Origin of the sequence: Parvibaculum sp. (assembly GCF_030651915.1) — a bacterium.
Classification (GTDB): Bacteria; Pseudomonadota; Alphaproteobacteria; order Parvibaculales; family Parvibaculaceae; genus Parvibaculum.
Genome location: NZ_JAUSBV010000008.1, coordinates 375,997 through 400,783 on the forward strand (window position 1 = coordinate 375,997; position 24,787 = coordinate 400,783).

A 24,787-nucleotide genomic window follows, 5' to 3' on the forward strand; every position below is an offset into this window, starting at 1 on the left:
CTCCGCGTGAAAAATTCTTTCCTTGCGCCTTCGCTCAGGCGCGGCGCAGGTCGGGGAAAGCGTTCTTCGGCGTCGGGGAGCGGCCGTGTTTCTTTTCCAGCACACGGCCGATCTCGAGGATCAGTTCGCGATGGTCGATCGGCTTGCCGACATAACCGTCGGCGCCCATCTCGTCATACCGCTTGTTGTCCGGGCCAAGCGAGTCGGCGGTCAGCGCGATGACCGGAATGTCGCGGAAAGACGCTTCATGCGCGCGGATATGGGCAAGCGTCTCCTTGCCGTTCATCACCGGCATGTGCATGTCGAGCAGCACAAGATCGAAGGGCCGCGTCTGCAGGTCACGGATCGCGTCGGCGCCGTTTTCGGCTTCGGCGATCGTTATGCCGAGCGGCTCGAGGAAAAGCCGCGCAACCTTGCGGTTGAGCGCATGATCGTCGACCAGCAGGATCGAAAGACCTTTGGCCCAGCGCACGCCACCGGTGCGGTCGACCTCGGCATCGGCCGGCGCCTCGCTGGCGCGGCGGCCGGGCATGGCGCGAAAGTTCAGCGTGAAGGTCGAACCATGGCCCTCCTCGCTTTCGACGGTGACGTCGCCTTCCATCAATTGCGCCAGCTTGCGGCTGATCGACAGGCCGAGGCCGGTGCCGCCGAAACGGCGCGCGGTGGAAGCGTCGGCCTGGGTGAAGGGCGCGAAGAGCCTGTCGAGCGTTTCGGCATCCATGCCCATGCCGGTATCGGAAACCGAAATGCGAATTTCGAAGGCGCCGTCATCGGCCGGCACGGCGGTTGCCGAAATATCGATGCCGCCCTGCTCGGTGAATTTGATCGCGTTGGACACGAGATTGGAAATGCACTGGCGCACACGCACCGGATCGAAACGCAGAAAGGTCGACATCGCGCAGTCGACCGAAAGTGTCAGCTTGAGCCCCTTTTCCCGGGCACGTGGCGCCCAGAGCTTTTCCATGCGACGCAGCAGATGGCCGAGATCATTGTCGATCGGCGAAATGTCGAAGCGTCCGGCCTCGATCTTGGCGAGATCGAGAACGTCGTTGAGGATCGCCATCAGTGTTTTGCCCGAATCGAGGATCGTTTCGAGCTGGTCCTGCTGTTCGGGCGAGAGATCGCCCGAGGCCATGACCTGCGCCATGCCGAGAATGCCGTTCAGGGGCGTGCGGATCTCGTGGCTGATATTGGCGAGGAAGGCCGACTTCGCCTCATTGGCGGCCTCGGCCTGCTTGCGCGCCTTCTTCAACTCGCGCTCGCGCTCTCTGAGTGCGGTGACATCGGCACCGACCGCGACCCAGCCGCCGAAGGACAGCGGAATCTCGACGACCTGCATCACCGTGCCGAGATGGGTCTTCAACTCGACCGGCTCGCCGCGCGCCAGCGTGTCGTGAATGCCCTTTGCCACTGCAAGCGCGTCATCGTCCGGCAAGTCGGGCACCACCACCTTGACCGCGGTGTACGTTGCTTCGAGATAGGTCTTGCCCTCCCTGAGGGCCTGGTTGGTGTAGGGGAAGTCGCGCTCGTTCTGCGCGTTGGAGAGCAGGATTTCATGATCGGGGCCGAATATCACGAAACCGCCGGGCAGGCGGTCCACCGCCTCCCGCACGATCGCGGCCATCTCCTGGTCGCTGATTTTCTTTCCACCCATCGCCGAGCCTTTCGCCACGCGCGCCGCCAAGCAGCGCCCGAGCTCCCTCCAAATCCCCCGATTTGATCGCTCCCAATCTAGAATTTGCGGATTAAAGCTCCGTGAACAGGGCGGCCCGGACCGCGCCGGTAACGCAAGGGATTCCGGGCGATTTTGGTGAAATAGGAGTTTTTTACGGGCCGGCCGATCGGCCCTGCGGCGCGGCGCCCGCCCGCTGGGGGGAGGGTGAACGAAGTCGCCCCTCTAGCGGCTGAAGCGCTTATATTTGATGCGGGTCGGAATTTCGGCGGCCGGCCCCAAGCGGCGCTTCTTGTCTTCCTCATATTCCTGGTAGTTGCCCTCGAACCATTCGACATGGCTGTCGCCCTCGAAGGCCAGCATGTGGGTGGCGATGCGGTCGAGGAACCAGCGATCATGCGAGATGACGATGGCGCAGCCGGCAAAGGCGACCAGCGCGTCTTCGAGCGCGCGCAAGGTTTCGACGTCGAGATCGTTGGTCGGTTCGTCGAGCAGCAGCAGGTTGGCGCCCGATTTCAGCATCTTGGCCAGATGCACGCGGTTGCGCTCGCCGCCCGACAGCAGGCCAACCTTCTTCTGCTGGTCCGATCCCTTGAAATTGAACGAACCGACATAGGCCCGGCTCGGCATGGTGACCTTGCCAAGCTCGACAATGTCGGTGCCGCCGGAGATTTCTTCCCAGACGGTCTTGTTGCCGTCGAGCGAGTCGCGGCTCTGGTCGACATAGCCCATGACGACCGTCTCGCCGATTTTCAGCGTGCCCGAATCCGGTTTTTCCTGACCCGTCAGCATACGGAACAGCGTCGTCTTGCCGGCGCCGTTGGGCCCGATGACGCCGACAATGCCGCCGGGCGGCAGCTTGAACGACAATCCGTCGATCAGCAGCTTGTCGCCGAAGCCCTTCGAGATGTTGTCGGCTTCATAGACATTGCCGCCGAGGCGGGGCCCTGCCGGAATGACGATCTGGGCCTTGCCCTCCTGTTGCTTGCCGGCCTCGGCCAGCAATTCGTCGTAAGCGCTGATACGCGCCTTCGACTTCGCCTGCCGCGCCTTGGGGCTCTGGCGGATCCATTCGAGTTCGCGGGCCAGCGTGCGCTGCTTGGCTTCTTCCTGACGGCCTTCCTGAACGAGGCGCTTTTCCTTCTGTTCGAGCCAGGAGGAGTAATTGCCTTCGTAAGGGATGCCCGAACCGCGATCGAGTTCGAGAATCCAGCCCGTCACATTGTCGAGGAAATAGCGGTCATGGGTGACCATGACGACGGTGCCTGTGTATTCCTTCAGATAGTTCTGCAGCCAGGCGATCGATTCCGCGTCGAGATGGTTGGTCGGTTCGTCGAGCAGCAGCAGGTCGGGCGAGGCCAGCAGCAGGCGGCAAAGCGCGACGCGGCGCTTCTCGCCGCCCGAAAGATTGTTGACGTCGGCTTCCGGGTCCGGGCAGCGCAGCGCATCCATCGCCATCTCGACCTGGCTGTCGAGGTCCCAGAGATTCTGCGCGTCGATGACGTCCTGCAGCTTGGCCATTTCCTCGGCCGTCTCGTCCGAGTAGTTCATGGCCAGTTCGTTGTAACGGTCGACAAGCGCCTTCTTTTCGGCGGCGCCCTCCATCACATTGCCGAAAACATTGAGCGCCGGATCGAGCTCGGGCTCCTGCTGCAGATAGCCGACCCTGGCGCCGGCCGCCGCCCAGGCCTCGCCGGTGTGATCGGTGTCGACGCCGGCCATGATGCGCAAGAGCGTCGATTTGCCGGCGCCGTTAAGGCCGACAACGCCGATCTTGACGCCCGGCAGGAAGGACAGGCGGATATCCTTCAGCACCTGCTTGCCGCCCGGATAGGTCTTGGACAGGCGGTCCATCACATAGACATACTGATAAGCGGCCATGGCGGGCGGGTATCCTTGGGCTCGGAATTGGAATTGGCGCTTCTTCTAGCGGATCGCCCGGAAAGGGGCAATCCGGCCTATGGCGCCACGGTGCTCTCGGCGGCCTCGGTGACACGCTCGATCAGGTGGAACGGCACCACCGGAACCTTGAGCCAGGCGATGGCGCCGACAAGGGCGACGAGAAGCACCAGCCACATGCCGAAATTGATGCCAAGGGAAGCGGTGGAAGTCTTCTTTTCCCACCAGGTCCGGGGCCGGATTCCCTTGACCACGAAAACCGTCTGGGCGGCAAGATTGATGCAGACGATATTCACGCCCAGCAGGGTCGCCGCGCCGAACGCCGCGTCGAAATTTCCCGCCCCCAGCATCAGGCCGATCGCAATGGCAGGCGGCAGCAGCGCGACCGCGACCATGACGCCGACCAGCGCGCTCGACAGACCCGAGACCAGGGAGAGGACGGCGGCGGCGCCCGATGCAAGGGCAAGCGCGATGCCGTCATAGCCAACCCTGGTGCGGCTCAGAAGCTCCGGCGCATCGAAATCTTCCGTCCAGAGAAAGGCGATGACGACGCCGAGCACGATGGTGAGGCCGATGCCGATAACGTTGGTCATCATCGATTTCAGCATCAGCGCATGATTGCCGAGTGCCGTGCCCAGCGCGAAGGCAAGATTGGGACCGAGCAGGGGCGCGATCACCATGGCGCCGATGATGACCGCCACATTGTTGTTGAGGAGACCGATCGCCGCGACGACGCCCGAAAGCGCCGTGAGGATGAGATAGGTCGAGTCGAGTTCCGAGTTGCGTGCGACCTCCTCATGAATTTCCTCGCGGCTGGCGGCGCCCGTATCGAAGGCGGGCTTGTTCCCGGCCGTGTCGGGCTCATAGTCCGGGACCGTGCCTTCCACCTTGAATGTGACCGCGCGCCAGGCTTCGCCGCGCCCGATCGCCGTCTGAACGGCATCCGTATAGGCCTGAACGCAATTCATGTCGCAGACGACACGAACGATGCAGCGCGACCCATCCATATCGGCGCTGCGGGCGGAGAAGACGTCGATCATCTCATGCTGTTCGGCAAGCGCTGTCAGCGTGTCGGCATAGCCGGCGGGCGCCGTGATCTCGATGACACGAAGCGACATGGGGGTCCTCCTCTTTTCCGTACTATCGCAGGAGAGGAAAGAGACCGCATCCGTTACCTTGGCCTAGACCGTCTTCATGTATTCGACGAGCTGGTCGAGCGCCGTGCCCCAGCCGTCCTGGAAACCCATCTCGGCATGGCGCTGTGCGGAGGACGAAGGCTGGTGGGCCCGGCAGGACTCGAACCTGCGACCAAACCGTTATGAGCGGTCCGCTCTAACCAACTGAGCTACAGGCCCCCAGCGCCCCGCCATATAGCAGCAAGGGGCACGGCCCGCCAACCGGGAAGCCGGGTTTCAGCACCGCGCCAAGGCTGCCAAGATCGGCCCGTCCAGCCATTCGGGGGGCGGACAGCCGCCGCAATTTCGCCCCCTTCGACGCCGAAGCTCCGCTCCTGAACGCATTTACAGGAGGCATGTCCATGCCGCGCCGCTTCATTCCCGCCGCCGCCATCGCCGCGCTCTTTCTGGCCACGACGGCATTTGCCGCACCGGCCCATGCCACCGACACGCCGCCGCCGCGCACCCTCACCGTCACCGGCGAGGGCGAGAGCGTGGGCGTTCCCGACATCGCCTATATCGACACCGGTGTCGTGACCGAGGGCAAGACGGCCGGCGCAGCGCTGACCGCCAACACCAAGGCGATGAACGCCATCTTCAAAGGGCTGGAAGAGGCCGGCATCGAGAAGCGCGACATGCAGACCTCGCAATTCTCCGTCTACCCCGTTTACGAACAGATCGAACCGCAGACCCGACCGCAAATGCCGAAAATCGGCGGCTACCGCGTGCAGAACCAGTTGACCGTCAAGGTCCGCAATCTCGACGCGCTGGGCGGCATTCTCGATCAGGTGGTGAAGCTCGGCTCGAACCAGCTTTCGGGCATCCGCTTTGCAATCGACAAGCCCGAACCGCTGATCGACGAGGCGCGCAAGAAGGCGGTCGCCGACGCGCTCCGCAAGGCCAAGCTCTATGCGGGTGCCGCCGGCGTGGCGCTGGGCCCGATCCAGACCATCACCGAAAGCAGCATGGGCTATGCGCCGCCGATGTATGCCAAGAGCATGATGGCGATGGAACGCGATTCAAGCGTGCCCGTGGCCGCCGGCGAGCAGACGCTTTCGGCCAGCGTGACGCTGGTGATCCGGATCGACTAGCCGTTTCCAGAACGAGCGGACAAGGGCGGTGTCATTGACGGGCACCGCCCTTTTTCTGCGCACTAATGAGATTTTTATATTGCAATGAGACAAAAATCTCACTAAATCATCGGGCATCCGCTCCGCCGCCGGAGCCCCTTGAGGAGAACCGCCATGGCGATAACACCCGCCGAGATGGACAGGAAGATCGACGCGCATTTCGGTTTCGAGGCCCGCGACGATGTGGAAGGCGTGCTGGCGACACTGGCGCCGGACGTCGAGCACGACGTTGTCGGCTGGCCGACCGGGCCGGCGCATGGCCGCGCCGCCGCCCGCCCCTTCTACGAGACGCTGTTTGCGGACCTCGCCGATGGCGAGGTGACCTGTCTGCGGCGTTATCACGGTTCGAATTTCCTGGTCGACGAGTCGCTCTGGCGCGGCACGGCACCGGGCCGTCCCTTCGGCATCGAGGGGCGCGGCCGCCCGCTCGAATTCTGCCTGCTTCATGTTATCGAATTCTCGGAAGGCGGGGATATCTCGCGTGAGAATGTCTGGGTCGATCTCGCCGCCGTGATCGCGCAATTGCCGCAGACGGAAGACGCGGCCGCATGAGCGCGGCGAAAGAGAGCCGCGCCAACCAGAAGCGGCGCACCCGCAAGGATCTGCTGCAGGCGGCCGCACGGCTGATGAAGGAAGGCCGGAAGCCGAGCCTCGAGGAAATCGCCGAAGAGGCGCTCGTCTCCCGCGCGACCGCCTATCGCTACTTCCCGAATGTCGAGGCGCTGCTGATCGAGGCGCCGCTCGACCTCGCCCTGCCCGACGAGGCGGCGATATTCCGCGGCGCGCCGGCCGCCGACCCTGTCGCACGCATGGAACGCGTGGACACCGCCTTCCACGACATGATCCTCGAAAACGAGACGCCGCTCCGCCTGATGCTCGCCAAGACGATGGAGCGGCGCGTGGCCGAAGGCGATACCGGCCTCCCGGCCCGCCAGAACCGCCGCTCGCCGATGATCGAGGCCGCGCTCGCGCCCGCCAAGGCGGAGTTCAGCCGTGCCTCGCTCGACAGACTGAAGAAAGCCCTCGCGCTTGTGGTCGGCACGGAAGCCATGATCGTCTTCAAGGACGTGCTGCAACTCGACGAGAAAGAGGCGCGCGAGGTCAAACGCTGGGCGATCCGTGCCCTGATCGAGGCGGCGCGGAGGTGAGGAACCGATGCCCCGGAACATGGATCTCGAATATCCGCGTCCCTGAGCCCCTCTCCCTTTTGTGACTGGACGGTGAGCCCCGCCGCCGGGCAGGCTTGCGCCATCGCTCACAGGGAAAATGGAGAAGGCGCGGATGTCGGTCGAGATGGTGAAGGAATATTACGGCCAGACGCTGAAAGGCTCGGCCGATCTCAAGACCGATGCCTGTTGCGACGTGACGGCGACGCCCGCCCATATCCGTGCCGCGCTGTCCGGCATCCATGACGAGGTGCTGACGCGCTATTACGGCTGCGGGCTTGTGATCCCCGAAAAGCTCGAAGGCATGCGCGTGCTCGATCTCGGCTGCGGTGCCGGGCGCGATGTCTATGCGCTGTCGCGCCTGGTCGGCGAGACGGGCCGGGTCACCGGCGTCGACATGACGGTCGAGCAGCTTTCCGTCGCCCGCGCCCATATCGACTGGCACACGGAGCGCTACGGCTATGCGCAGGCCAATGTCGATTTCCGCGACGGCTATATCGAAGCGCTCGGCGATCTCGGCCTCGAGCCGGCGAGCTTCGACATCATCGTCTCGAACTGCGTCATCAACCTCTCGCCCGACAAGCGCGCCGTGCTGAAAGGCGCCTGGGAGCTGCTGAAGCCGGGCGGCGAACTCTATTTCGCCGATGTCTATGCCGACCGCCGCCTCGACCCGGCGCTGCGCGACGATCCGGTGTTGCTCGGCGAATGCCTCGGCGGCGCCCTCTACTGGAACGATTTCCTGACCCTGGCGAAGCAAACGGGCTTTGCCGATCCCCGCCTTGTCACCGACCGGCCGCTCGAGGTGACCGATGCCGCCATCCGCCGCGCGCTCGGCCCCGCCCGCTTCTTTTCCGCAACCTACCGGCTCTTCAAGATCGACGGGCTGGAAGGCGCTTGCGAAGACTATGGACAGGCCGTGATCTATCGGGGCGGCATCCAGCATGCCGAAGAGGTTTTCACCCTCGACAGCCACCACCGCATCGAGAAAGGCCGCGTTTTCCCCGTTTGCGGCAACACATGGCACATGCTGAAAGAAAGCCGCTTTGCCCCGCATTTCGACTTTATCGGCGATTTCTCGCGGCATTTCGGCATTTTCGAGGGCTGCGGCACGCAAATGCCCTTTACCGGCGATGCCACGGCGACCGATGGCGCCTGCTGCTGAAAGACAGGCCTTGTTTTGTGGCGCCGGCCCCCCATATTGATGAAAGCGACAGTTATCGCGGCTTTTCGCGCGCCTTATGGGCGCAGGCGGAGATGCCGGTCCGGCGAGAGCCGGTGGCGCAAGCCCGGTAACTTTTCATCGCGAAGCCTTGACCACGGATGTAACGGCAGGGCCACGGGATGATTGGGAAAGGCCGGGACATCCCGGCCTTTTTTCATGCCCGAACGCCGGCCCCGCAGCGGACAGCAGAAGGAACGAGCCATGTCGGCCAAGAATTTTCACTTCAAGGTCAAGTCCTCGGAAGAACGCGTCACCAAGGCGGACCAGACCAGCATCGTCGCCCACGGCATCAACGAAACCGCCGCGCGCCTCTCGGCGGCCAAGACCGCGCGCCTGCGCGAACTCCGCCTCGCCCGCGACGCCGAGGAAGCCGCCGCAGCGGCGATCGACGCCAAAGCCGCCGCCAGAGCCGCCAAGTCGAAGAAGAAGCCGGCGGCGAAGAAGGCGGACCAGGAATCCGCCGACTGAGCCTGCTGCATGCCGGCGGACGAGGTGTCGCCGGCCCTAGCGCTTCTGCATGACGCCGGCGCCGATCAACGCCAGACCAAGAACCAGTACGCCGCCGCTCAGGAGCGGCGGTATGCTGTAGGACGTGTCCTCGGTGGTCTGAAGCGCCAGATCGCCGATCCGGGCGACCTCCTCGGTCTTTTGCGTCGTGAAGACCGGGATCGCAAAGCCCAGAATGCCGGCCAGAACCAGAATCGCTCCGACCACCATCAATCCGTTCATCCGCGCCATTGGCGTGTTCCTCTGCATGGCAGGCGGCAAAGACCCGCTGCCGGCCGACCATAGCATGTCCGGGCCGGATATCTCCGGTCCGAATGCACCCGACGCGCCACACGCCAACAGCCCCGCAAAGCCTGGCTTCCGGGGTTTCGGCACGCGAGCTTGCGACCTTCAGGCGTGAAGGATGCGCGGGGCGTGTGTCGAACGTGGCCGCACATGTGAGGTACATGTGCATGTTACATGTGGGGGCGGCTTTGCTCGCACGCGCCCCGCGCGCCGCATTCCGCGCGCGCATGGCCTAGCACCATGAGCCCTCAGAACAGCGACACCCGATCCACGCATGCGGACAATCCGGATACGCCCTTCGCAGGAGCGGGTATGGATGAATATGGGGGTGGTTTGGTGGGTGGGGATAAGTTTTTTTGATGACGGATGGCAAAAAGCCCGGATCGAACGATCCGGGCTTTGACGTTTGTGGCAATCCCCCCGCTTCGTCGTTGCGAACCCCGAAGAGGTGAAGCAATCCAGAAAGCGGCGGGCTCAGGGCTTGCCGCTTCCGGGTTGCTTCGCTGCGCTCGCAATGACGGCGAAAGGGAAGGAGCGTCAGTTGTCGAGGAAGCTGCGGAGCTTCCTTGAGCGCGACGGATGCTTCAGCTTGCGCAGCGCTTTCGCTTCGATCTGGCGGATGCGTTCGCGCGTCACCGAGAATTGCTGGCCGACTTCTTCCAGCGTGTGGTCGGTGTTCATGCCGATGCCGAAGCGCATGCGCAGCACGCGCTCCTCGCGCGGCGTGAGGGACGCCAGCACGCGGGTCGTCGTTTCGCGCAGGTTCGACTGGATCGCCGCGTCGATGGGCAGGATCGCGTTCTTGTCCTCGATGAAGTCGCCGAGATGCGAATCTTCCTCGTCGCCGATCGGCGTTTCGAGCGAGATCGGCTCTTTGGCGATCTTCAGAACCTTGCGGACCTTTTCGAGCGGCATGCCGAGCTTTTCGGCCAGTTCTTCCGGCGTCGGCTCGCGACCGATTTCGTGCAGCATCTGGCGCGAGGTGCGCACCAGCTTGTTGATCGTTTCGATCATGTGGACCGGGATGCGGATGGTGCGCGCCTGATCGGCGATCGAACGCGTGATCGCCTGGCGGATCCACCATGTCGCATAGGTCGAGAACTTGTAGCCGCGGCGGTATTCGAATTTGTCGACCGCCTTCATCAGGCCGATATTGCCTTCCTGGATCAGGTCGAGGAACTGCAAGCCGCGATTGGTGTATTTCTTGGCGATGGAGATGACGAGGCGCAAATTCGCTTCGACCATTTCCTTCTTGGCGATGCGCGCCTCGCGCTCGCCCTTCTGCACGCCGGAAACGATGCGGCGATATTCCTGGATGTCGAGACCGGTTTCGGAGGCCAGTGTCTGGATTTCCAGACGCAGATTCTTGACCTGGTCGCGTTCGTCCTTGGTGAAGCCCGCCCAGCCCTTGCCCTTGAGGCGGCTGACGCGGCGGATCCAGTTGGGATCGAGTTCGTTGCCGAAATACTGCTTCAGGAATTCCTCGCGCGGGATGCCGTGGCTTTCGGCCAGGCGCAGCATGCGGCCTTCGAGGCCCATCAGGCGCTTGTTGATCGCATAGAGCTGTTCGACAAGGCTTTCGATGCGGTTGTTGTTGAGCGAGAGGCTTTTGACTTCGTCGATAAGGTCCGACGTCAGCTTCTGGTATTTCTTGTCGGACGCGCCGCCGAAATCCTCGCCCTTCAGCGCCAGCTCGACTTTCTGATCCTGCAGCTTGCGGAGCTTCTTGTAGTCGGCGGCGATCTTGTCGAAGGTCTCGAGCACTTTCGGCTTCAGTTCGGCTTCCATGGCGGCAAGCGACATCGAATTGTCGTCCTCGCCGTCTTCATCGACTTCCTCTTCTTCAGGTTCGATGCGCGGCGGCGCCTCGCCGGCGAGTGCCGCCTGGCTGTGGTCGACCTTCTTGGCGTCGGGGCCGGCAAAGGTGGCGTCGAGATCGATGATGTCGCGAAGGAGAATCTTTCCCTCGTTCAACTCGTCGCGCCAGATGATGATGGCCTGAAAGGTCAGCGGGCTTTCGCAGAGACCCGCGATCATGGTTTCGCGGCCGGCCTCGATGCGTTTGGCGATGGCGATTTCGCCTTCGCGCGACAGCAGTTCGACCGAACCCATTTCACGCAGATACATGCGTACCGGATCGTCGGTGCGGTCGAGCGCGGTCGAGGTGGTGGTCGTGGTGGCGACCGCCTTGCCGGCGGGGCGGTCTTCGTCGTCGGATTCGCCGTCCGCTTCGGCCTCGCCGTCGCCTTCGGCCTGCTCCTCGACTTCGTCGTTCTCGACCACGTTGATGCCCATTTCGGAGAGCATCGACAGCGTGTCTTCGATCTGTTCGGAGGAGAATTCTTCGGACGGCAGAACCTTGTTGAGCTCGTCATAGGTGACAAAACCGCGAGACTTGGCGGCCTTGATCATCTTCTTGACCGCCGCGTCGGACATGTCGAGAAGCGGACCGTCCTGCGGCGCCTCTTGGGCCACTTCCGGTGCTTCTGCCTGTTCCGCTGTCTTCGCCATTCAGTCCGTCTCCGCCTTGGCGCCGCCGCGAGGCCGCGCATGTATCCGATATAGGCCGTGGGAACCCTCGGGGCGAGGACCGAACGGGAACCGAACGTGTAAAAGAAGGCACGCCGCCGGACGCCGCCCGGCCGCTACACTTCCCTCACGCTCGCCTGATCCCTTGTGCACCCGCGTGTCCCCGTATGGCTTTGCAAACCATCACCGCGCCGGCGCACCGCCCTCGAAATTCCCGCTGGTTGACCCGATCCCCTTAAAGTCCAGTTCCGAAGTCTCACCCGAGCCCGTCGGCCAGTTCGGAGCGCTCAAGCTGCTCCTGAATGGCCCGGAACCGGGCGTAGTTCTCTTCCGTCATCTCCTCGGCAAGCACTCGCTCGGCGGCCTTCAATTCGGCCTCCAGCACGATCGCGCGCCGGTGCCGCGCCAATGTGTGCAGGAAGCCCGCTTCCGCCTCGTCGGGCGGCGCATCGGGCCAAGCATGACGGTCGCCGACATAGGCCGTACCGGCCTCAAGACGTCGTGCAATTTCCGCCAAATCCCTGCTCAGCAAGTGGTCCTTGAGCGCCTCCCTTTCAAGAGGCGCATGAAGGGCGGCTATATCTATGATTTCATTGCGTAATCTGTCAAGCGCCGGGACCCGGATCTCGACACTTGAGAATTCCTCGACGTAATTCTCAAGGAGTTCCGGGTGGTTAAGCACCGTGAGAACCAGCAGACCCTCCCGGCCCTGACCGCCCGCAAGGCCGCTGGCAATGGCCGAACGGCGCAATTCGGGCGTGATCGGGGGCACATAGCCGCTGCCCGGGCCGAAGCCCTGGCGGCCGCGCCATGGCCGGTTGCCGCCGGCATTGCCCGGGCCGAAGGGACGGCTGTTGCGCGCCGGTCCACCCTGCCCGCCGGCGCGGCGCTCGCCGCGGCCGAACATCCGCGCCACGCGACCGCGCAAATCCTCGGCATAATGGCCGCGCACTTTCGGGTCGCCGATCATGCCGATGACGGCCTCGATCCGCATATCGAGCGCAGCGCGGCGCTCGGGCGTGTCCCAGGTGCCGGCGGCGACTTCCTTTTCCCAGAGCATTTCGGCCAGCGGGCGGGCGGCATCGAGCACCGCGCGCATCGCCGCCGAACCTTCCTCGCGCACCAGATCGTCGGGGTCCTTGCCTTCCGGCAGCAGCGCGAAGCGGAGCGAATGGCCGGGCTTCAACAGCGGCAGCACACGCTCGACCGCGCGGAAGGCGGCACGCAACCCCGCCTTGTCGCCGTCGAAACAGAGGATCGGTTCGGGCGCCATGCGCCACAGCAGCGCGATCTGATCTTCGGTCAAGGCCGTGCCGAGCGGCGCCACCGCATGATCGATGCCGCCCTGGGCGAGACCGACGACATCCATGTAACCCTCGACGGCGACGACCGTGCCGGCGTCATGCGCGGCCTTGCGCGCGCGATGCAGATTGTAGAGCACGCGGCCCTTGTGAAAGAGCGGCGTGTCGGGCGAGTTGAGATATTTGGCCTTGGCGTCAGCCGCGAGCGCCCGGCCGCCAAAGGCGATGACGCGGCCACGCGCATCCGCAATCGGAAAGATCACGCGATTGCGGAAACGGTCGTAAGGCTCGGCAATGTCGGGCCCGGAAATGATGAGACCCGCTTCGGCCATCTGTTCGAGCGTCACCTCGCGCGATTTCAGGTAGCGCATCAGCGCCGTGCGCTCGGCCCGGTCGTCGCCCGGCGCATAGCCGACGCCGAAATCCTCCAGCGTCTTGCCCCTCATGCCGCGCCGTTCGAGATAGGCCCGCGCCTCGGCGCCCGCGCCTTCCTGCAATTTCTGGCGAAAGAATTGCGCCGCCATTTCCATCACGTCGATGAGACTGGCGGCCTCCTTCTCGCGCTGCGCCTCATGAGCGTCGCGCTGCGGCATTTCCATGCCGGCCTCGGCGGCCAGCCGCTCGACCGCTTCGAGGAAGGAAAGGTTTTCGGTCTTTTCGAGAAAGCTGATGACGTCGCCATGCTCGCCCGACGAGAAGCAATGATAGAACTGCTTGTCGTCATTGACGGTGAAGCTCGGGTTCTTTTCGTTGGTGAAAGGCGACAGCCCGACGAATTCCCTTCCCCGCCGCGTCAGCTTGACCTTGCGCCCAACGACCTCCGAGACGCGGATGCGCCCCTTCAGTTCATCGAGGAAGGACTTCGGGAAGGACATGGGGGTCGGATGCCTGACGGTTTGGAGCGCGCTTGTACATGGTACAGCTTTTCGTAAAGCTGCGGCGGGGGGCTTGCAAAGAGTTACATTTGTATATACAAATGTAACTTGATCGCGGTCATGCCGGACCACCGCGATTTCGATGGATTTTCGATAGAGTCAATTCATGGAAGATGCGCCGGCATATGAAGCATTCGACTCTCCATTTGCCTCATTCGAGTGGGACGAAGACAAACGGCAAATCAATATTGCCAAGCACGGGATCGACTTTCGACAAGTCCCGGACTTGTTTGAGCAACGGCTTTGCCGACGGAGATCGGACCAGAACGGGGAGATGCGCTTCCTCGTTGTCGGAGTATTGAACGATGTCGAAATCTCGATCGTCTACACAGAGCGCGAAGAAGGCGTCTGCCGCATCATCTCGGCAAGACGCGCACGGCCGGAAGAAAGAAGAGCGTATCGTTCGCTATACGCGCGAGGAGATTGAAAAGCTCGGTCCCGGAGAGACCGACTGGGAGCGCGTGCGAAACATGACGGATGAAGAGCTCGAAGCCGCGATTGCTTCCGACCCCGATTCCAACTTCCCGCTCGATGAAGGAGAATGGGAACTCGTCATTCCGAAAAAGCAGCCGGTCAGCATCCGGCTCGACGAGGATGTGCTGGGGTTTTTCCGCGAAACAGGGCCGCGCTATCAGACGCGGATCAACGAAGTGCTGCGCAGCTTCATGAAAGCGCAAAAGGCGAAGGCCAAAGCGAAAAAGAAGACGAAGGAATAAGAGCCCGCCTTCAGGCCAGCTTCACCTTCACAATGGCGCCGGCCTTGCCGAAATCCATCTGCCCGGCATGGCGCTTCTTCAGCTCGCCCATGACGCGGCCCATATCCTTGATGCCGGACGCACCCGTTTCGGCGATGACGGCAGCGACGGCGGCTTCGGTCTCGCCGTCGGAAAGCTGCTTCGGCATGAAGCCTTCGATGATGCCGATTTCCTCACGCTCCTGCTGGGCGAGTTCGACGCGGCCGGCGGCCTCATAGGTCTCGACCGATTCGCGGCGCTGCTTGACCATCTTGGCCAGGACTTCGAGGATCTCGGCCTCGCCGACACCGGCATCGCGCCCCTCGGTGCGGCCGGCGATGTCGCGGTCCTTCAGTGCCGCCTGAATCAGCCTGAGCGTCGACATGCGCCGCTTGTCCTGGGCCTTGGTGGCCTCGGTCAGGCCCGCCTTGATGCGGTCGCGCAAACTATCGCTCATCCGGTCGCTCCGTGGGTCGCGGCCCGCAGCACAAAGGCCGGGGTCAGAATCGGCGCCACGCTAAACCAATCGCTCCGGCAGCGCAATTCAATGATGCGTCGCCGCATGACTTATAACTTGCTGATTTTATTGTGTTATTTCGGGCGCGCCTTGCCTTGACGGAAATCCGGCGATCCCTTAGTGTCCGCCAAATTCAACGGGAAACCGAGTCTGTCGCCGGGGGCGTCCGCCCCCTGCCCGCTTGCGGGCAAGCCGAAGGCAGGCGCGTCCTCCCCTGGAGAGCCAGTATGAAGGTGTCGACGAAAGCCGCCACGGAACGGCGCGCGCCCGAGGGCCCGCAAAGTTCCGGGGAGGAGTCGGCATGAACACGCGGGCGCCCGAAGCAAAGAGCCAGACCATGAGCGACGCCGAAAAGCCGACCGCCCTCCTGATCCTGAAGGACGGGACAGTGCTTTCGGGCCGCGGCATCGGCGCCACCGGCGAAGCGGTCGGCGAGGTCTGCTTCAACACCGCGATGACCGGCTATCAGGAAATCCTGACCGACCCGTCCTATGCCGGACAGATCATCACTTTCACCTTCCCGCATATCGGCAATGTCGGCACCAATGACGACGACATCGAAACGTCGAACATGGCGTCGGCGTCCGGCGTGCGCGGCATGGTGATCCGCGCCGACATCACCAATCCGTCGAACTACCGCGCGGCGAGCCATCTCGATCAGTGGCTGAAGGTGCGCGGGATCATCGGCCTTTCCGGCATCGATACCCGCGCACTGACCCGGCGCATCCGCGAAAAGGGTTCGGTCGACGGCATCATCGCGCATGACCCTTCCGGCAATTTCGACGTGCCGGCGCTGCTCGCAAAGGCGCGCGGCTGGCCGGGGCTTGTCGGCATGGATCTGGTGAAGGACGTCACCTGCGGCCAGTCATATAAGTGGGACGAGGCGCGCTGGGTCTGGGGCGAGGGCCACAAGCAGGCAACGGGCCTGAAGCACCACGTCGTCGCCATCGATTACGGCATCAAGCGCAACATCCTGCGCTGCCTCGTCAGCGCCGGCTGCAAGGTGACGGTGGTGCCGGCCGAAACCAAAGCCGAAGACATTCTGGCACTGGCGCCCGACGGCGTCTTCCTCTCGAACGGTCCGGGCGACCCGGCCGCAACGGGCGAATATGCGGTGCCCGAAATCAGGAAGCTGGTGGCGAGCGGCAAGCCCGTTTTCGGCATCTGCCTCGGCCACCAGATGCTGGCGCTGGCGCTCGGCGCCAGGACCGAAAAGATGCATCAGGGCCATCACGGCGCCAACCATCCGGTCAAGGACCACACGACCGGCAAGGTCGAGATCACCTCGATGAACCACGGCTTTGCGGTGGCGCGCGAAAGCCTCGGAAGCGATCTCGAGGAAACCCATGTCTCGCTGTTCGACGGCTCGAATTGCGGCATCCGCCTGAAAGGCAAGCCCGTCTTCTCGGTGCAGTATCACCCCGAGGCCTCGCCCGGCCCGCAGGACTCACATTATCTCTTCGACCGCTTCGTCAAGTTGATCGAGGAGGCACGCGGTTAATCCATGCCCAAACGTACCGACATAAAAAGCATCATGATCATCGGCGCCGGGCCGATCATCATCGGTCAGGCCTGCGAGTTCGATTACTCGGGCACACAGGCCTGCAAGGCGCTGAAGGACGAGGGCTACCGGATCATTCTGGTCAACTCGAACCCCGCCACGATCATGACCGATCCGGAACTGGCCGACGCGACCTATATCGAACCGATCACGCCCGAGATCGTCGCCAAGATCATCGAGAAGGAGCGCCCCGACGCGCTGCTGCCGACCATGGGCGGGCAGACCGCGCTCAACACCGCGCTGGCGCTGGCCGATATGGGCGTGCTGGAAAAATTCGGCGTCGAGATGATCGGCGCCAAGCGCGCGGCGATCGAGATGGCCGAAGACCGCCAGCTCTTCCGCGACGCGATGGACCGCATCGGCCTTGAAAGCCCGCGCTCGCGCGTCGCCCACAATATGGAAGAGGCACTGGCGGCGCTTGAGCTTGTCGGCCTGCCGGCGATCATCCGCCCCTCCTTCACCATGGGCGGCACCGGCGGCGGCATCGCCTATAACCGCCAGGAATTCGCCGACATCATCGAAAGCGGCCTCGACGCCAGCCCCGTCAGCGAAGTGCTGGTGGAAGAAAGCGTGCTCGGCTGGAAGGAATACGAGATGGAAGTCGTCCGCGACAAGGCGGACAACTGCATCATCATCTGCTCGATCGAGAATATCGATCCGATGGGCGTGCATACGGGCGACAGCATCACCGTTGCCCCGGCGCTGACGCTGACCGACAAGGAATACCAGATCATGCGCAATGCCAGCATCGCTGTGCTGCGCGAGATCGGCGTCGAGACCGGCGGCTCCAATGTGCAGTTCGCGGTCAACCCCAAGGATGGCCGCCTCGTCGTCATCGAAATGAACCCGCGCGTCTCGCGCTCATCGGCCCTTGCCTCCAAAGCGACGGGTTTTCCGATTGCGAAAGTCGCCGCGAGGCTCGCCGTCGGCTACACGCTGGACGAATTGCAGAACGACATCACGAAAGTCACGCCGGCAAGCTTCGAGCCGACCATCGATTATGTGGTGACGAAAATCCCGCGCTTCGCCTTCGAGAAATTCGCCGGCGCCGAAAAGCTGCTCGGCACGGCGATGAAATCGGTCGGCGAGGCGATGGCGATCGGCCGCACCTTCCAGGAGTCCTTGCAGAAAGCGCTGCGCTCGATGGAAACCGGGCTAACCGGGCTCAACGAAGTCGTCGTGCCCGGCATGGGCGAAGGCGACGACAAGAACGCGATCCGTGCCGCGCTCGGCCGCCCGACGCCCGACCGCCTGCTGGTGATCGCGCAGGCGCTGCGCCACGGCATGAGCCACGAGCAGATCCATGCGGCCTGTGCCTACGATCCCTGGTTCCTCGAACAATTGCAGGGGTTGATCGACGCCGAAGCGGAGGTGCGCGCGAACGGCATGCCGAAGGCGAAAGCCGATATGCGGCGGCTGAAGGCGATGGGCTTTGCCGATGCGCGGCTTGCCGAGCTTTGCGGCATGGAAGAAGAAGCGGTGCGCGCCGCGCGCCGCGAGATGGGCGTGCGCCCCGTCTACAAGCGCATCGACACCTGCGCCGCCGAGTTCGAAAGCCTGACGCCTTATATGTATTCGACCTATGAGACCGATTTCGACGGCAAGGCCGATTGCGAAGCCGCGCCGACCGACCGCAGGAAGGCGATCATTCTGGGCGGCGGCCCGAACCGTATCGGCCAGGGCATCGAATTCGACTATTGCTGCTGCCATGCCGCTTTCGCGCTCGACGAAATCGGCATCGAAAGCATCATGGTCAATTGCAATCCGGAAACGGTGTCGACCGACTACGACACCTCGGACCGCCTCTATTTCGAACCGCTGACAGCCGAGGACGTGCTGGAGCTGATCGACCTCGAAATGTCGAAGGGGACGCTTGCCGGCGTCATCGTGCAGTTCGGCGGCCAGACACCGCTGAAACTCGCCGGCGATCTCGAACGCGCGAAAATTCCGATCCTCGGCACCTCGCCCGACGCCATCGATCTTGCCGAAGACCGCGACCGCTTCTCGGTGCTGCTCGGAAAGCTCGGCCTGAAGCAGCCGCCCAACGGCATCGCGCGCTCGGCAGACGAAGCCAAGGCGATTGCCGAACGCATCGGCTATCCGGTCGTCATCCGCCCCTCCTATGTGCTGGGCGGGCGCGGCATGGAGATCGTGCGCGACGCGGCGCATCTCGACCGCTACATCACCGAGGCCGTGATCGTCTCGGGCAAGAGCCCGGTGCTGATCGACTATTATCTGCGCGACGCCATCGAGGTCGATGTCGACGCGCTCTGCGACGGCAAGGATGTCGTCATTTGCGGCATCATGGAGCATATCGAGGAAGCGGGCGTACATTCGGGTGACAGCGCCTGCTCGCTGCCGCCCTATTCGCTGAAACCCGAAACCATCGCCGAGATCGAACGGCAGACGCGCGAGATGGCGCTGGCGCTGAATGTCGGCGGGCTGATGAATGTGCAATATGCCATTCAGGACGGCACGATCTATGTGCTGGAAGTCAATCCGCGCGCCTCGCGCACCGTGCCCTTCGTCGCCAAGGTGATCGGCGAACCTGTTGCCCGGATCGCCGCCAAGGTGATGGCCGGCAAGAGCCTCGCCAGCTTCGACCTGAAGCCGAAAGTCGAAGGCCGTGTCGCGGTCAAGGAAGCGGTCTTCCCCTTCGCGCGCTTCCCCGGCGTCGATACGATTCTCGGGCCGGAGATGCGCTCGACCGGCGAGGTGATGGGCCTCGACAAGAGCTTCGCGGTGGCGTTTGCCAAGAGCCAGCTCGGCGGCGGCACCAAGGTGCCGGTCGAAGGCACCGTCTTCGTCTCGGTCAAGGACGCCGACAAGACGAAAATCATCGCGCCGGCAAAAAAGCTGATCTCGATGGGCTTCAAGCTGGTGGCCACCGGCGGCACCCGGCGCTATCTGGCCGAACAGGGCATCGAGGTTGCCACCATCAACAAGGTGCTGGAAGGCCGTCCGCATATCGTCGACGCGATCAAGAACGGCGAGGTGGCGCTGGTTTTCAACACCACCGAAGGCGCACAGGCGCTGACCGATTCGATGTCGCTGCGCCGCGCCGCGCTGATGATGAAGGTGCCTTACTACACGACGGTTGCTGGCGCCCGCGCCGCCGTCGAAGGCATCGAGGCCATTCGCAAGGGCAAGCTGGAAGTTGCCTCGCTACAGTCCTACAATATGGGGCGAAACACCGCGAAATAATGCGCGCAGGCGGCGGTGGGCATAAAACGCATTTGACCTTTCCCGCCACGCTGACCCACAATCGGCTCCTGTCACCCGCCGCTTGGGGCGCCCTTCGGCGCCTGGCGGGATTTTTCATGATGCGGACCGCACCCGCCCGAACTGAAATTCCGGGCGGGGCAAACTTTGAGAGAGATCGTCGAGCGAGATGGAAAAGGTTCCAATGACTTCCGAGGGCTACAAGGCCCTGGAAGAAGAGATCAGGTTTCTGAAGTCCGTGGAGCGGCCGCGCATCATCAAGGCGATCTCGGAAGCGCGCGCCCATGGCGATCTCAGCGAGAATGCCGAATATCATGCGGCGAAAGAGCAGCAGGGTCTCAACGAAAGCCGTGTGGCCGAGCTCGAGGACAAGATGTCCCGCGCCGACATCATCGACGTGACGAAACTCTCCGGCGATACGGTCATGTTCGGCGCCAAGGTAAAACTCGTCGACGAGGACAATGACGAGGAATCGACCTATCAGATCGTCGGCGAGCTTGAAGCCGATGTGAAGAAGGGCCGCATCTCCATCACCTCACCGCTGGCGCGCGCGCTGATCGGCAAGTCGGTCGGCGACAGCGTGGAAGTGGTGACGCCGGGCGGCGGCAAGAGCTACGAAGTCCTGAAGATCAGCTTCGGGTAAGCGGCGCCTATTCCTCTTCCAGCGCTTCGAGCGGCACACCCGGCAGATGTTTCGACTGCCGGATGGTGAGCGAGGTGCGCACGCTGGCGACATTGGACGCCGGCGTCAGCTTCTCGGTCAGGAAGCTCTGGAAGGTGGAGAGGTCGGGCGCCACGCATTTCAATATGAAGTCGATCTCGCCGTTGAGCATGTGGCATTCGCGCACGAGCGGCCATGTCGCGACTTCGGCCTCGAAGGCCTTGAGGTCGGCTTCCGCCTGACTGTGCAGCCCCACCATGGCAAAGACCGTCACCTCGAAACCGAGCGCCCTTCCGTCGAGTTCGGCGTGATAGCCGCGAATGAGGCCCGCCTCCTCCAGCGCCCGCACGCGTCTGAGGCAGGGCGGCGCCGAGATGCCGACACGGCTGGCCAGTTCGACATTGGTCATGCGCCCGTCGGCCTGAAGCTCGGCCAGGATTTGCAAGTCGATCTTGTCGAGCTTGGCCCGCTTCATGGGACACCGGAACCTTGATGTTTCAATGGGCCTTACCTACTCTCACATCGACCCAATTTCAGCAATAAAATTACTCAACGGCGCATGAATATGACCGAAAACCCGCCTTACCCGTCTGGCGCGACGTCGCCCGGAAGGGAGGGGTTCACCTGCTGGGTGCTGACCAGCGGCATTGCGGGCTGCGAGGTGCAGACGCTCGGCGTCGCCGAAGCGCTCGGCCTCGCGCCGACGGTCAAACGGGTCGCGCCCGGTGCCCCCTACCGCTGGATTGCGCCCTGGGGACCGGCGGCGCCGGACGCCAGCATCGCCCCGCCCTGGCCGGACCTGCTGATCGCCGCCGGCCGCCAGTCCGTGCCTTACGCGCGCATGATCCGCAAGCGCGCCGGCGGCAAGACCTTCGTCGTCATGCTGCAGGACCCGCGCGTTTCGCCGACGCAATTCGATTTCGTCTGGGCACCGGCGCATGACCGCCTCGAAGGTGAGAACGTGCTGTCGACGCTGACCTCGCCGCATCGCCTGACGCGCGAAAAGCTGGCCGCGGAAGCAGCGCGCATCGCGCCCGCCGTTGCGCATCTGCCGCATCCACGCATCGCCGTCCTGCTCGGCGGTAAAAGCCGGGCCTATACCTTTTCCAAGGACGCGGCAGCCCGCATCGGCACGCAGCTCGCCGACCTTGCCGACCGCTTCCATGCCGGGCTGATGGTCACGCCATCGCGTCGCACCGGCGCCGCGCAGACCCGGATCGTGCGCGAAAAGCTCGACGGCAAGGCCGCCATCATGTGGGACGGTACGGGTGAGAACCCCTATTTCGGTTTTCTCGGACAAGCCGATGCGATCATCGTCACCAGCGATTCGGTCAACATGATCGGCGAGGCCGCCTTCACCGGAAAGCCTGTCCATGTGATCGAGCTTGAAGGCGGATCGCCGAAGTTCCGCCGCTTTCTCGACGGCATCTACGCCTCCGGCGCGGCGCGGCCCTTTGCCGGGACACTCGAAAGCCGGGCCTGCACGGCGCTGGACGCCACAAGCGAGATCGCCGACGCGATCCGGCACGCGCTGGAAACGCGACACCGATCCGCACCGCGATGATCGCCGCCGGAAGCGCCGCGCCCGCCTACAACCTGTCGAGCCGGATCGTATCCGGGTTGACGGTAGCCGCCGCCAGCAGATCGGCCGTGTAGGACATCGTGGCGTCCTTCGCCGCTTCCTGCGCCTTCATCAACCCGTAAAGCGACCAGGCATTGTTCGGGTGGCGGACCAGCGCGGCGCGGAACTGCGCCACGGCGGCTTCCGGCTCGCCCGCTTCGAGAAGCACCGCGCCGAGCGTCTGCTCGACCGGGTAGTACCAGTAAGGCGGCTCCGTATAGGCGAGGCTGTTCTGAACCGCGATCGCTTCTTCGAGCTTCGCGCGGGCGGCGTCGAGCGCGCCCTCGCGCCGGTCGATGCGGGCGCGCAGCACCAGTTCCGAAAGATACAGGATGCTGGCGGCCGGCACGCCGTCGGCCGCCAGCTCCTCCATCGCCGCATCGCCGCGAAGGGCGGCGATGGCGTCGGCATTGCCGCGCGCCGCCGCAAGATCGTCCGCATGCGCCGCGGCAACACCTTGCACGTAGTGCTGGATGCCCCGGACAAAGGGTAGATCGTCAGGCGCGGCCGGAATGGCGGCAATTTCCTCAGGTGAGCCGAAGTCGAGCAGCGCGTAATAGGGCGCGACCTTGACCGGCTGCACCAGTGCGGCCGTCTTCACCGCCTCGAAGGGAATAAGCGCGTCGAGCTTGTGCGCATATTCGAGCGCCGTCTTGCCGTCGCCCGCCATCTGCGCCGAGACCATCACGAAATGGACGTTGTGCGGATAATAGCCATAGCGGTAGAGGGGCGAGCCTTCGGTCTTCGACAGATAATCCTCGTCGACGGCCACCGCCCGCACATTGGTTTCAAGCGAGTCGAGATAGCGGCCGATGCGGAAATAGATGTGCCCCGGCATGTGAACGAGATGTCCGGCGCCGGGCATCAGATCGGCCAGACGGTCGGCGCCCGCTTCCGCCCGTTCGGGCGTGGCGGACGCTTCCATCAGGTGGATCTGCATATGAATGGCGCCGGCATGATCGGGGTTGGCGGCCAGCACGCCGTCGATGGCGGCAATCGCCTTCGCGATATGCGGCTTCGGCGTCCGGTAATCGCGCTCCCAGTAATCCCAGGGCGAGAGGTCCATCTGCGCTTCAGCAAAGAGCGTCGCGATGTCCTGGTCGTCGGGGAATTGACGATGCACGTCTTCCATCGCCGCGGCATATTGCCGGTCGAGTTCCGCCCTCTCGCCTTCGCGCGCGTAACGCAGCGCCAGCGCCTCGATCAGCGCCTGTTCCCTGGCTGACGCGGCACCGGCAAGCGCCTGCGCCTTGCCGATCGCCGCAAGTGCGGGGTCCTCGGCGTCGGCGCCCATGCGGGCATTGATGTTGGGTCCATGCGCCTTGGCTTCGCCCCAATAGCAGAGCGCGCAAGAGGGATCGAGCCGCTGCGCCTCGCGGAACGCGCGGATCGCTTCCCAATGATTGAAACCGTAAAGCAACGCGAAGCCCTGATCGAAATAGGCCTGCGCCTCGGCACTTTCGGTCGTGAGCTGAAAAGAGCGGTCGCCGAGCCCCGGCCAGAGCGGCGCGCGCTCCTTTTCGGCGGACGGCGCGGCCTGCGCCGCCGTCGCCAGCGCGAGCTGGAAGGACGGCTGGAAATAGGCGCCGCGATACTGCCCGGTACGTCCACACTGGTTTTGTGCGATCAGGCGCGGATCGAACAACATCGCAAGCTCGGCTTCGGCCGGCACGGTTTCCTGCATCGAAGCGCTCGCGAAGAACACGAAACCCGCAGCGGCGGCGGCGCCAATAGCGACGAAAGACGACATTCTGGCCATGGCTCTTCACCCCTTTTTTCTGAACGGCATTTGTCTGCGCGCTATCTGCCCGAACCGCACCCGAACGGCAATCGAGCGCACGAAACAATAACGTCATGAGCAAGAGAAAGGGATTTTCGATCAAGAGCCGGTCCCTGTCATCGGCTTAGGCGCGTTGTGTGAACCGGAGTCCTGACAACATGTCGCAGTGCAGCATTCCGCCTTGCATATGTTTTATAATGCGTCTAAATAACGGAAAAGCCGGTTCCACCGGCCGCGACCCACCGCGTGCAAAGGAGTTCCCCATGGCCGTACTCGTCGGCAAACAGGCCCCCGACTTCACCGCCGCCGCCGTGCTGCCCGATGGCGATATCGTCGAGGATTTCAACCTACGGGCCTATCTCGACGGCGCCTATGGGCTGGTTTTCTTCTACCCGCTCGATTTCACTTTCGTCTGCCCCTCCGAGATACTTGCCTATTCGAATCGCGTGCCGAAATTCGAGGCGATGGGTGTGAAGGTAATCGCCGTCAGCGTCGACAGTCAGTTCACCCATGCCGCCTGGCGCAACACCGCGCCGAACGATGGCGGTCTTGGGCCGGTAAAGTTCCCGATGGTCGCCGACATGACCAAGCAGATCGCACGCGACTACGACGTGCTGATCGAAAAGGACGGCGTGGCGCTGCGCGGCACCTTCCTGATCGACCGCGAGGGCGTCGTCCGCCACCAGCTCGTCAACGACCTGCCGCTCGGCCGCAATGCCGACGAGGCGCTCAGGATGGTCGATGCGTTGCAGTTCCACGAAGAGCATGGCGAAGTCTGCCCGGCCGGCTGGAACAAGGGCGACGAAGGCATGAAGGCCGACGCCGCCGGCGTCGCCAGATATCTCGGCGCCCACGCCGAAGCCCTCTGAA

At 63.6% G+C, this 24,787-nt stretch carries 21 protein-coding genes and 1 tRNA gene; 12 read left to right on the forward strand and 10 right to left on the reverse strand.

The window, feature by feature from the left end:
- Positions 1 to 34 precede the first annotated feature (34 nt).
- The 4 genes from Q7V31_RS13245 to Q7V31_RS13260 form a co-directional block, all read right to left on the reverse strand.
- Positions 35 to 1,654 (reverse strand): ATP-binding protein, encoded by a 1,620-nt coding sequence (locus Q7V31_RS13245; protein ID WP_304734992.1) that lies wholly within the window; start codon positions 1,652 to 1,654, stop codon positions 35 to 37.
- A 243-nt stretch (positions 1,655 to 1,897) separates the two neighbouring features.
- Entirely contained in the window at positions 1,898 to 3,553 is a 1,656-nt protein-coding gene (gene ettA / locus Q7V31_RS13250; protein ID WP_304734993.1) for an energy-dependent translational throttle protein EttA, read from the reverse strand.
- 77 nt (positions 3,554 to 3,630) lie between these two features.
- Positions 3,631 to 4,689 carry a TIGR00341 family protein gene (locus Q7V31_RS13255; protein ID WP_304734994.1) on the reverse strand — a complete coding sequence of 353 codons (1,059 nt, stop codon included), beginning with the start codon at positions 4,687 to 4,689 and terminating at the stop codon, positions 3,631 to 3,633.
- Between the two features lie 160 nt (positions 4,690 to 4,849).
- Positions 4,850 to 4,926: transfer RNA gene (locus tag Q7V31_RS13260), tRNA-Ile, on the reverse strand.
- A gap of 176 nt (positions 4,927 to 5,102) precedes the next feature.
- On the opposite strand from Q7V31_RS13260, the gene Q7V31_RS13265 reads away from it, so the two are divergent.
- The 5 genes from Q7V31_RS13265 to Q7V31_RS13285 all read left to right on the forward strand — a co-directional run bounded on the left by Q7V31_RS13265 (position 5,103) and on the right by Q7V31_RS13285 (position 8,732).
- Positions 5,103 to 5,837 (forward strand): SIMPL domain-containing protein, encoded by a 735-nt coding sequence (locus Q7V31_RS13265; RefSeq protein WP_304734995.1) that lies wholly within the window; start codon positions 5,103 to 5,105, stop codon positions 5,835 to 5,837.
- 153 nt (positions 5,838 to 5,990) lie between these two features.
- The gene (locus Q7V31_RS13270; protein ID WP_304734996.1) at positions 5,991 to 6,428 is read left to right on the forward strand and encodes a nuclear transport factor 2 family protein; all 438 of its coding nucleotides are present in this window, start codon (positions 5,991 to 5,993) and stop codon (positions 6,426 to 6,428) included.
- Positions 6,425 to 7,024 (forward strand): TetR/AcrR family transcriptional regulator, encoded by a 600-nt coding sequence (locus tag Q7V31_RS13275; protein WP_304734997.1) that lies wholly within the window; start codon positions 6,425 to 6,427, stop codon positions 7,022 to 7,024. Before Q7V31_RS13270 ends, Q7V31_RS13275 begins: the two co-directional genes overlap by 4 nt.
- A gap of 133 nt (positions 7,025 to 7,157) precedes the next feature.
- On the forward strand, positions 7,158 to 8,204 hold the full coding sequence (locus Q7V31_RS13280) for a methyltransferase domain-containing protein (RefSeq protein WP_304734998.1): 1,047 nt from the start codon (positions 7,158 to 7,160) through the stop codon (positions 8,202 to 8,204).
- A 261-nt stretch (positions 8,205 to 8,465) separates the two neighbouring features.
- Positions 8,466 to 8,732 carry a hypothetical protein gene (locus Q7V31_RS13285; RefSeq protein ID WP_304734999.1) on the forward strand — a complete coding sequence of 89 codons (267 nt, stop codon included), beginning with the start codon at positions 8,466 to 8,468 and terminating at the stop codon, positions 8,730 to 8,732.
- Positions 8,733 to 8,768: 36 nt separating this feature from the next.
- Here the strand turns inward: Q7V31_RS13285 and Q7V31_RS13290 are convergent, their stop codons facing one another.
- From Q7V31_RS13290 to dnaG, 3 genes are all read right to left on the reverse strand, one after another.
- Positions 8,769 to 9,002 carry a hypothetical protein gene (locus Q7V31_RS13290; RefSeq protein ID WP_304735000.1) on the reverse strand — a complete coding sequence of 78 codons (234 nt, stop codon included), beginning with the start codon at positions 9,000 to 9,002 and terminating at the stop codon, positions 8,769 to 8,771.
- Between the two features lie 591 nt (positions 9,003 to 9,593).
- Complete coding sequence (gene rpoD, locus Q7V31_RS13295) at positions 9,594 to 11,567, reverse strand: RNA polymerase sigma factor RpoD (RefSeq protein ID WP_304735001.1); 1,974 nt, start codon at positions 11,565 to 11,567, stop codon at positions 9,594 to 9,596.
- A gap of 274 nt (positions 11,568 to 11,841) precedes the next feature.
- Positions 11,842 to 13,761 (reverse strand): DNA primase, encoded by a 1,920-nt coding sequence (dnaG, locus tag Q7V31_RS13300; protein WP_304735002.1) that lies wholly within the window; start codon positions 13,759 to 13,761, stop codon positions 11,842 to 11,844.
- A 166-nt stretch (positions 13,762 to 13,927) separates the two neighbouring features.
- Between dnaG and Q7V31_RS13305 the strand changes: the two genes are divergently transcribed.
- Entirely contained in the window at positions 13,928 to 14,248 is a 321-nt protein-coding gene (locus Q7V31_RS13305) for a BrnT family toxin (protein ID WP_304735003.1), read from the forward strand.
- Positions 14,249 to 14,291: 43 nt separating this feature from the next.
- On the forward strand, positions 14,292 to 14,537 hold the full coding sequence (locus tag Q7V31_RS13310) for a BrnA antitoxin family protein (RefSeq protein WP_304735004.1): 246 nt from the start codon (positions 14,292 to 14,294) through the stop codon (positions 14,535 to 14,537).
- 10 nt (positions 14,538 to 14,547) lie between these two features.
- Here the strand turns inward: Q7V31_RS13310 and Q7V31_RS13315 are convergent, their stop codons facing one another.
- Positions 14,548 to 15,012, reverse strand: coding sequence for a GatB/YqeY domain-containing protein (locus Q7V31_RS13315; protein WP_304735006.1), 465 nt, complete (start codon positions 15,010 to 15,012; stop codon positions 14,548 to 14,550).
- 361 nt (positions 15,013 to 15,373) lie between these two features.
- Here Q7V31_RS13315 and carA point away from each other — a divergent pair, with 361 nt between their 5' ends.
- The 3 genes from carA (at position 15,374) to greA (ending at position 20,498) form a co-directional block, all read left to right on the forward strand.
- Positions 15,374 to 16,573 (forward strand): glutamine-hydrolyzing carbamoyl-phosphate synthase small subunit, encoded by a 1,200-nt coding sequence (gene carA / locus Q7V31_RS13320; protein WP_304735007.1) that lies wholly within the window; start codon positions 15,374 to 15,376, stop codon positions 16,571 to 16,573.
- Between the two features lie 3 nt (positions 16,574 to 16,576).
- Complete coding sequence (gene carB / locus Q7V31_RS13325; RefSeq protein ID WP_304735009.1) at positions 16,577 to 19,837, forward strand: carbamoyl-phosphate synthase large subunit; 3,261 nt, start codon at positions 16,577 to 16,579, stop codon at positions 19,835 to 19,837.
- A gap of 187 nt (positions 19,838 to 20,024) precedes the next feature.
- Positions 20,025 to 20,498 (forward strand): transcription elongation factor GreA, encoded by a 474-nt coding sequence (gene greA / locus Q7V31_RS13330; RefSeq protein ID WP_304735010.1) that lies wholly within the window; start codon positions 20,025 to 20,027, stop codon positions 20,496 to 20,498.
- A 7-nt stretch (positions 20,499 to 20,505) separates the two neighbouring features.
- Here greA and Q7V31_RS13335 read toward each other — a convergent pair whose 3' ends face one another.
- A complete protein-coding gene (locus tag Q7V31_RS13335) occupies positions 20,506 to 20,991 on the reverse strand; it encodes an Lrp/AsnC family transcriptional regulator (protein ID WP_304735011.1) in 486 nt (161 codons plus the stop codon).
- Positions 20,992 to 21,081: 90 nt separating this feature from the next.
- Between Q7V31_RS13335 and Q7V31_RS13340 the strand changes: the two genes are divergently transcribed.
- Entirely contained in the window at positions 21,082 to 22,080 is a 999-nt protein-coding gene (locus tag Q7V31_RS13340; RefSeq protein WP_304735012.1) for a mitochondrial fission ELM1 family protein, read from the forward strand.
- 25 nt (positions 22,081 to 22,105) lie between these two features.
- On the opposite strand, the gene Q7V31_RS13345 is transcribed toward Q7V31_RS13340, so the two are convergent.
- Positions 22,106 to 23,896: a hypothetical protein gene (locus Q7V31_RS13345; RefSeq protein WP_304735014.1), complete on the reverse strand. Its 1,791-nt coding sequence runs from the start codon at positions 23,894 to 23,896 to the stop codon at positions 22,106 to 22,108.
- 284 nt (positions 23,897 to 24,180) lie between these two features.
- Between Q7V31_RS13345 and Q7V31_RS13350 the strand changes: the two genes are divergently transcribed.
- On the forward strand, positions 24,181 to 24,786 hold the full coding sequence (locus Q7V31_RS13350; protein ID WP_304735016.1) for a peroxiredoxin: 606 nt from the start codon (positions 24,181 to 24,183) through the stop codon (positions 24,784 to 24,786).
- Position 24,787: the final 1 nt, after the last annotated feature.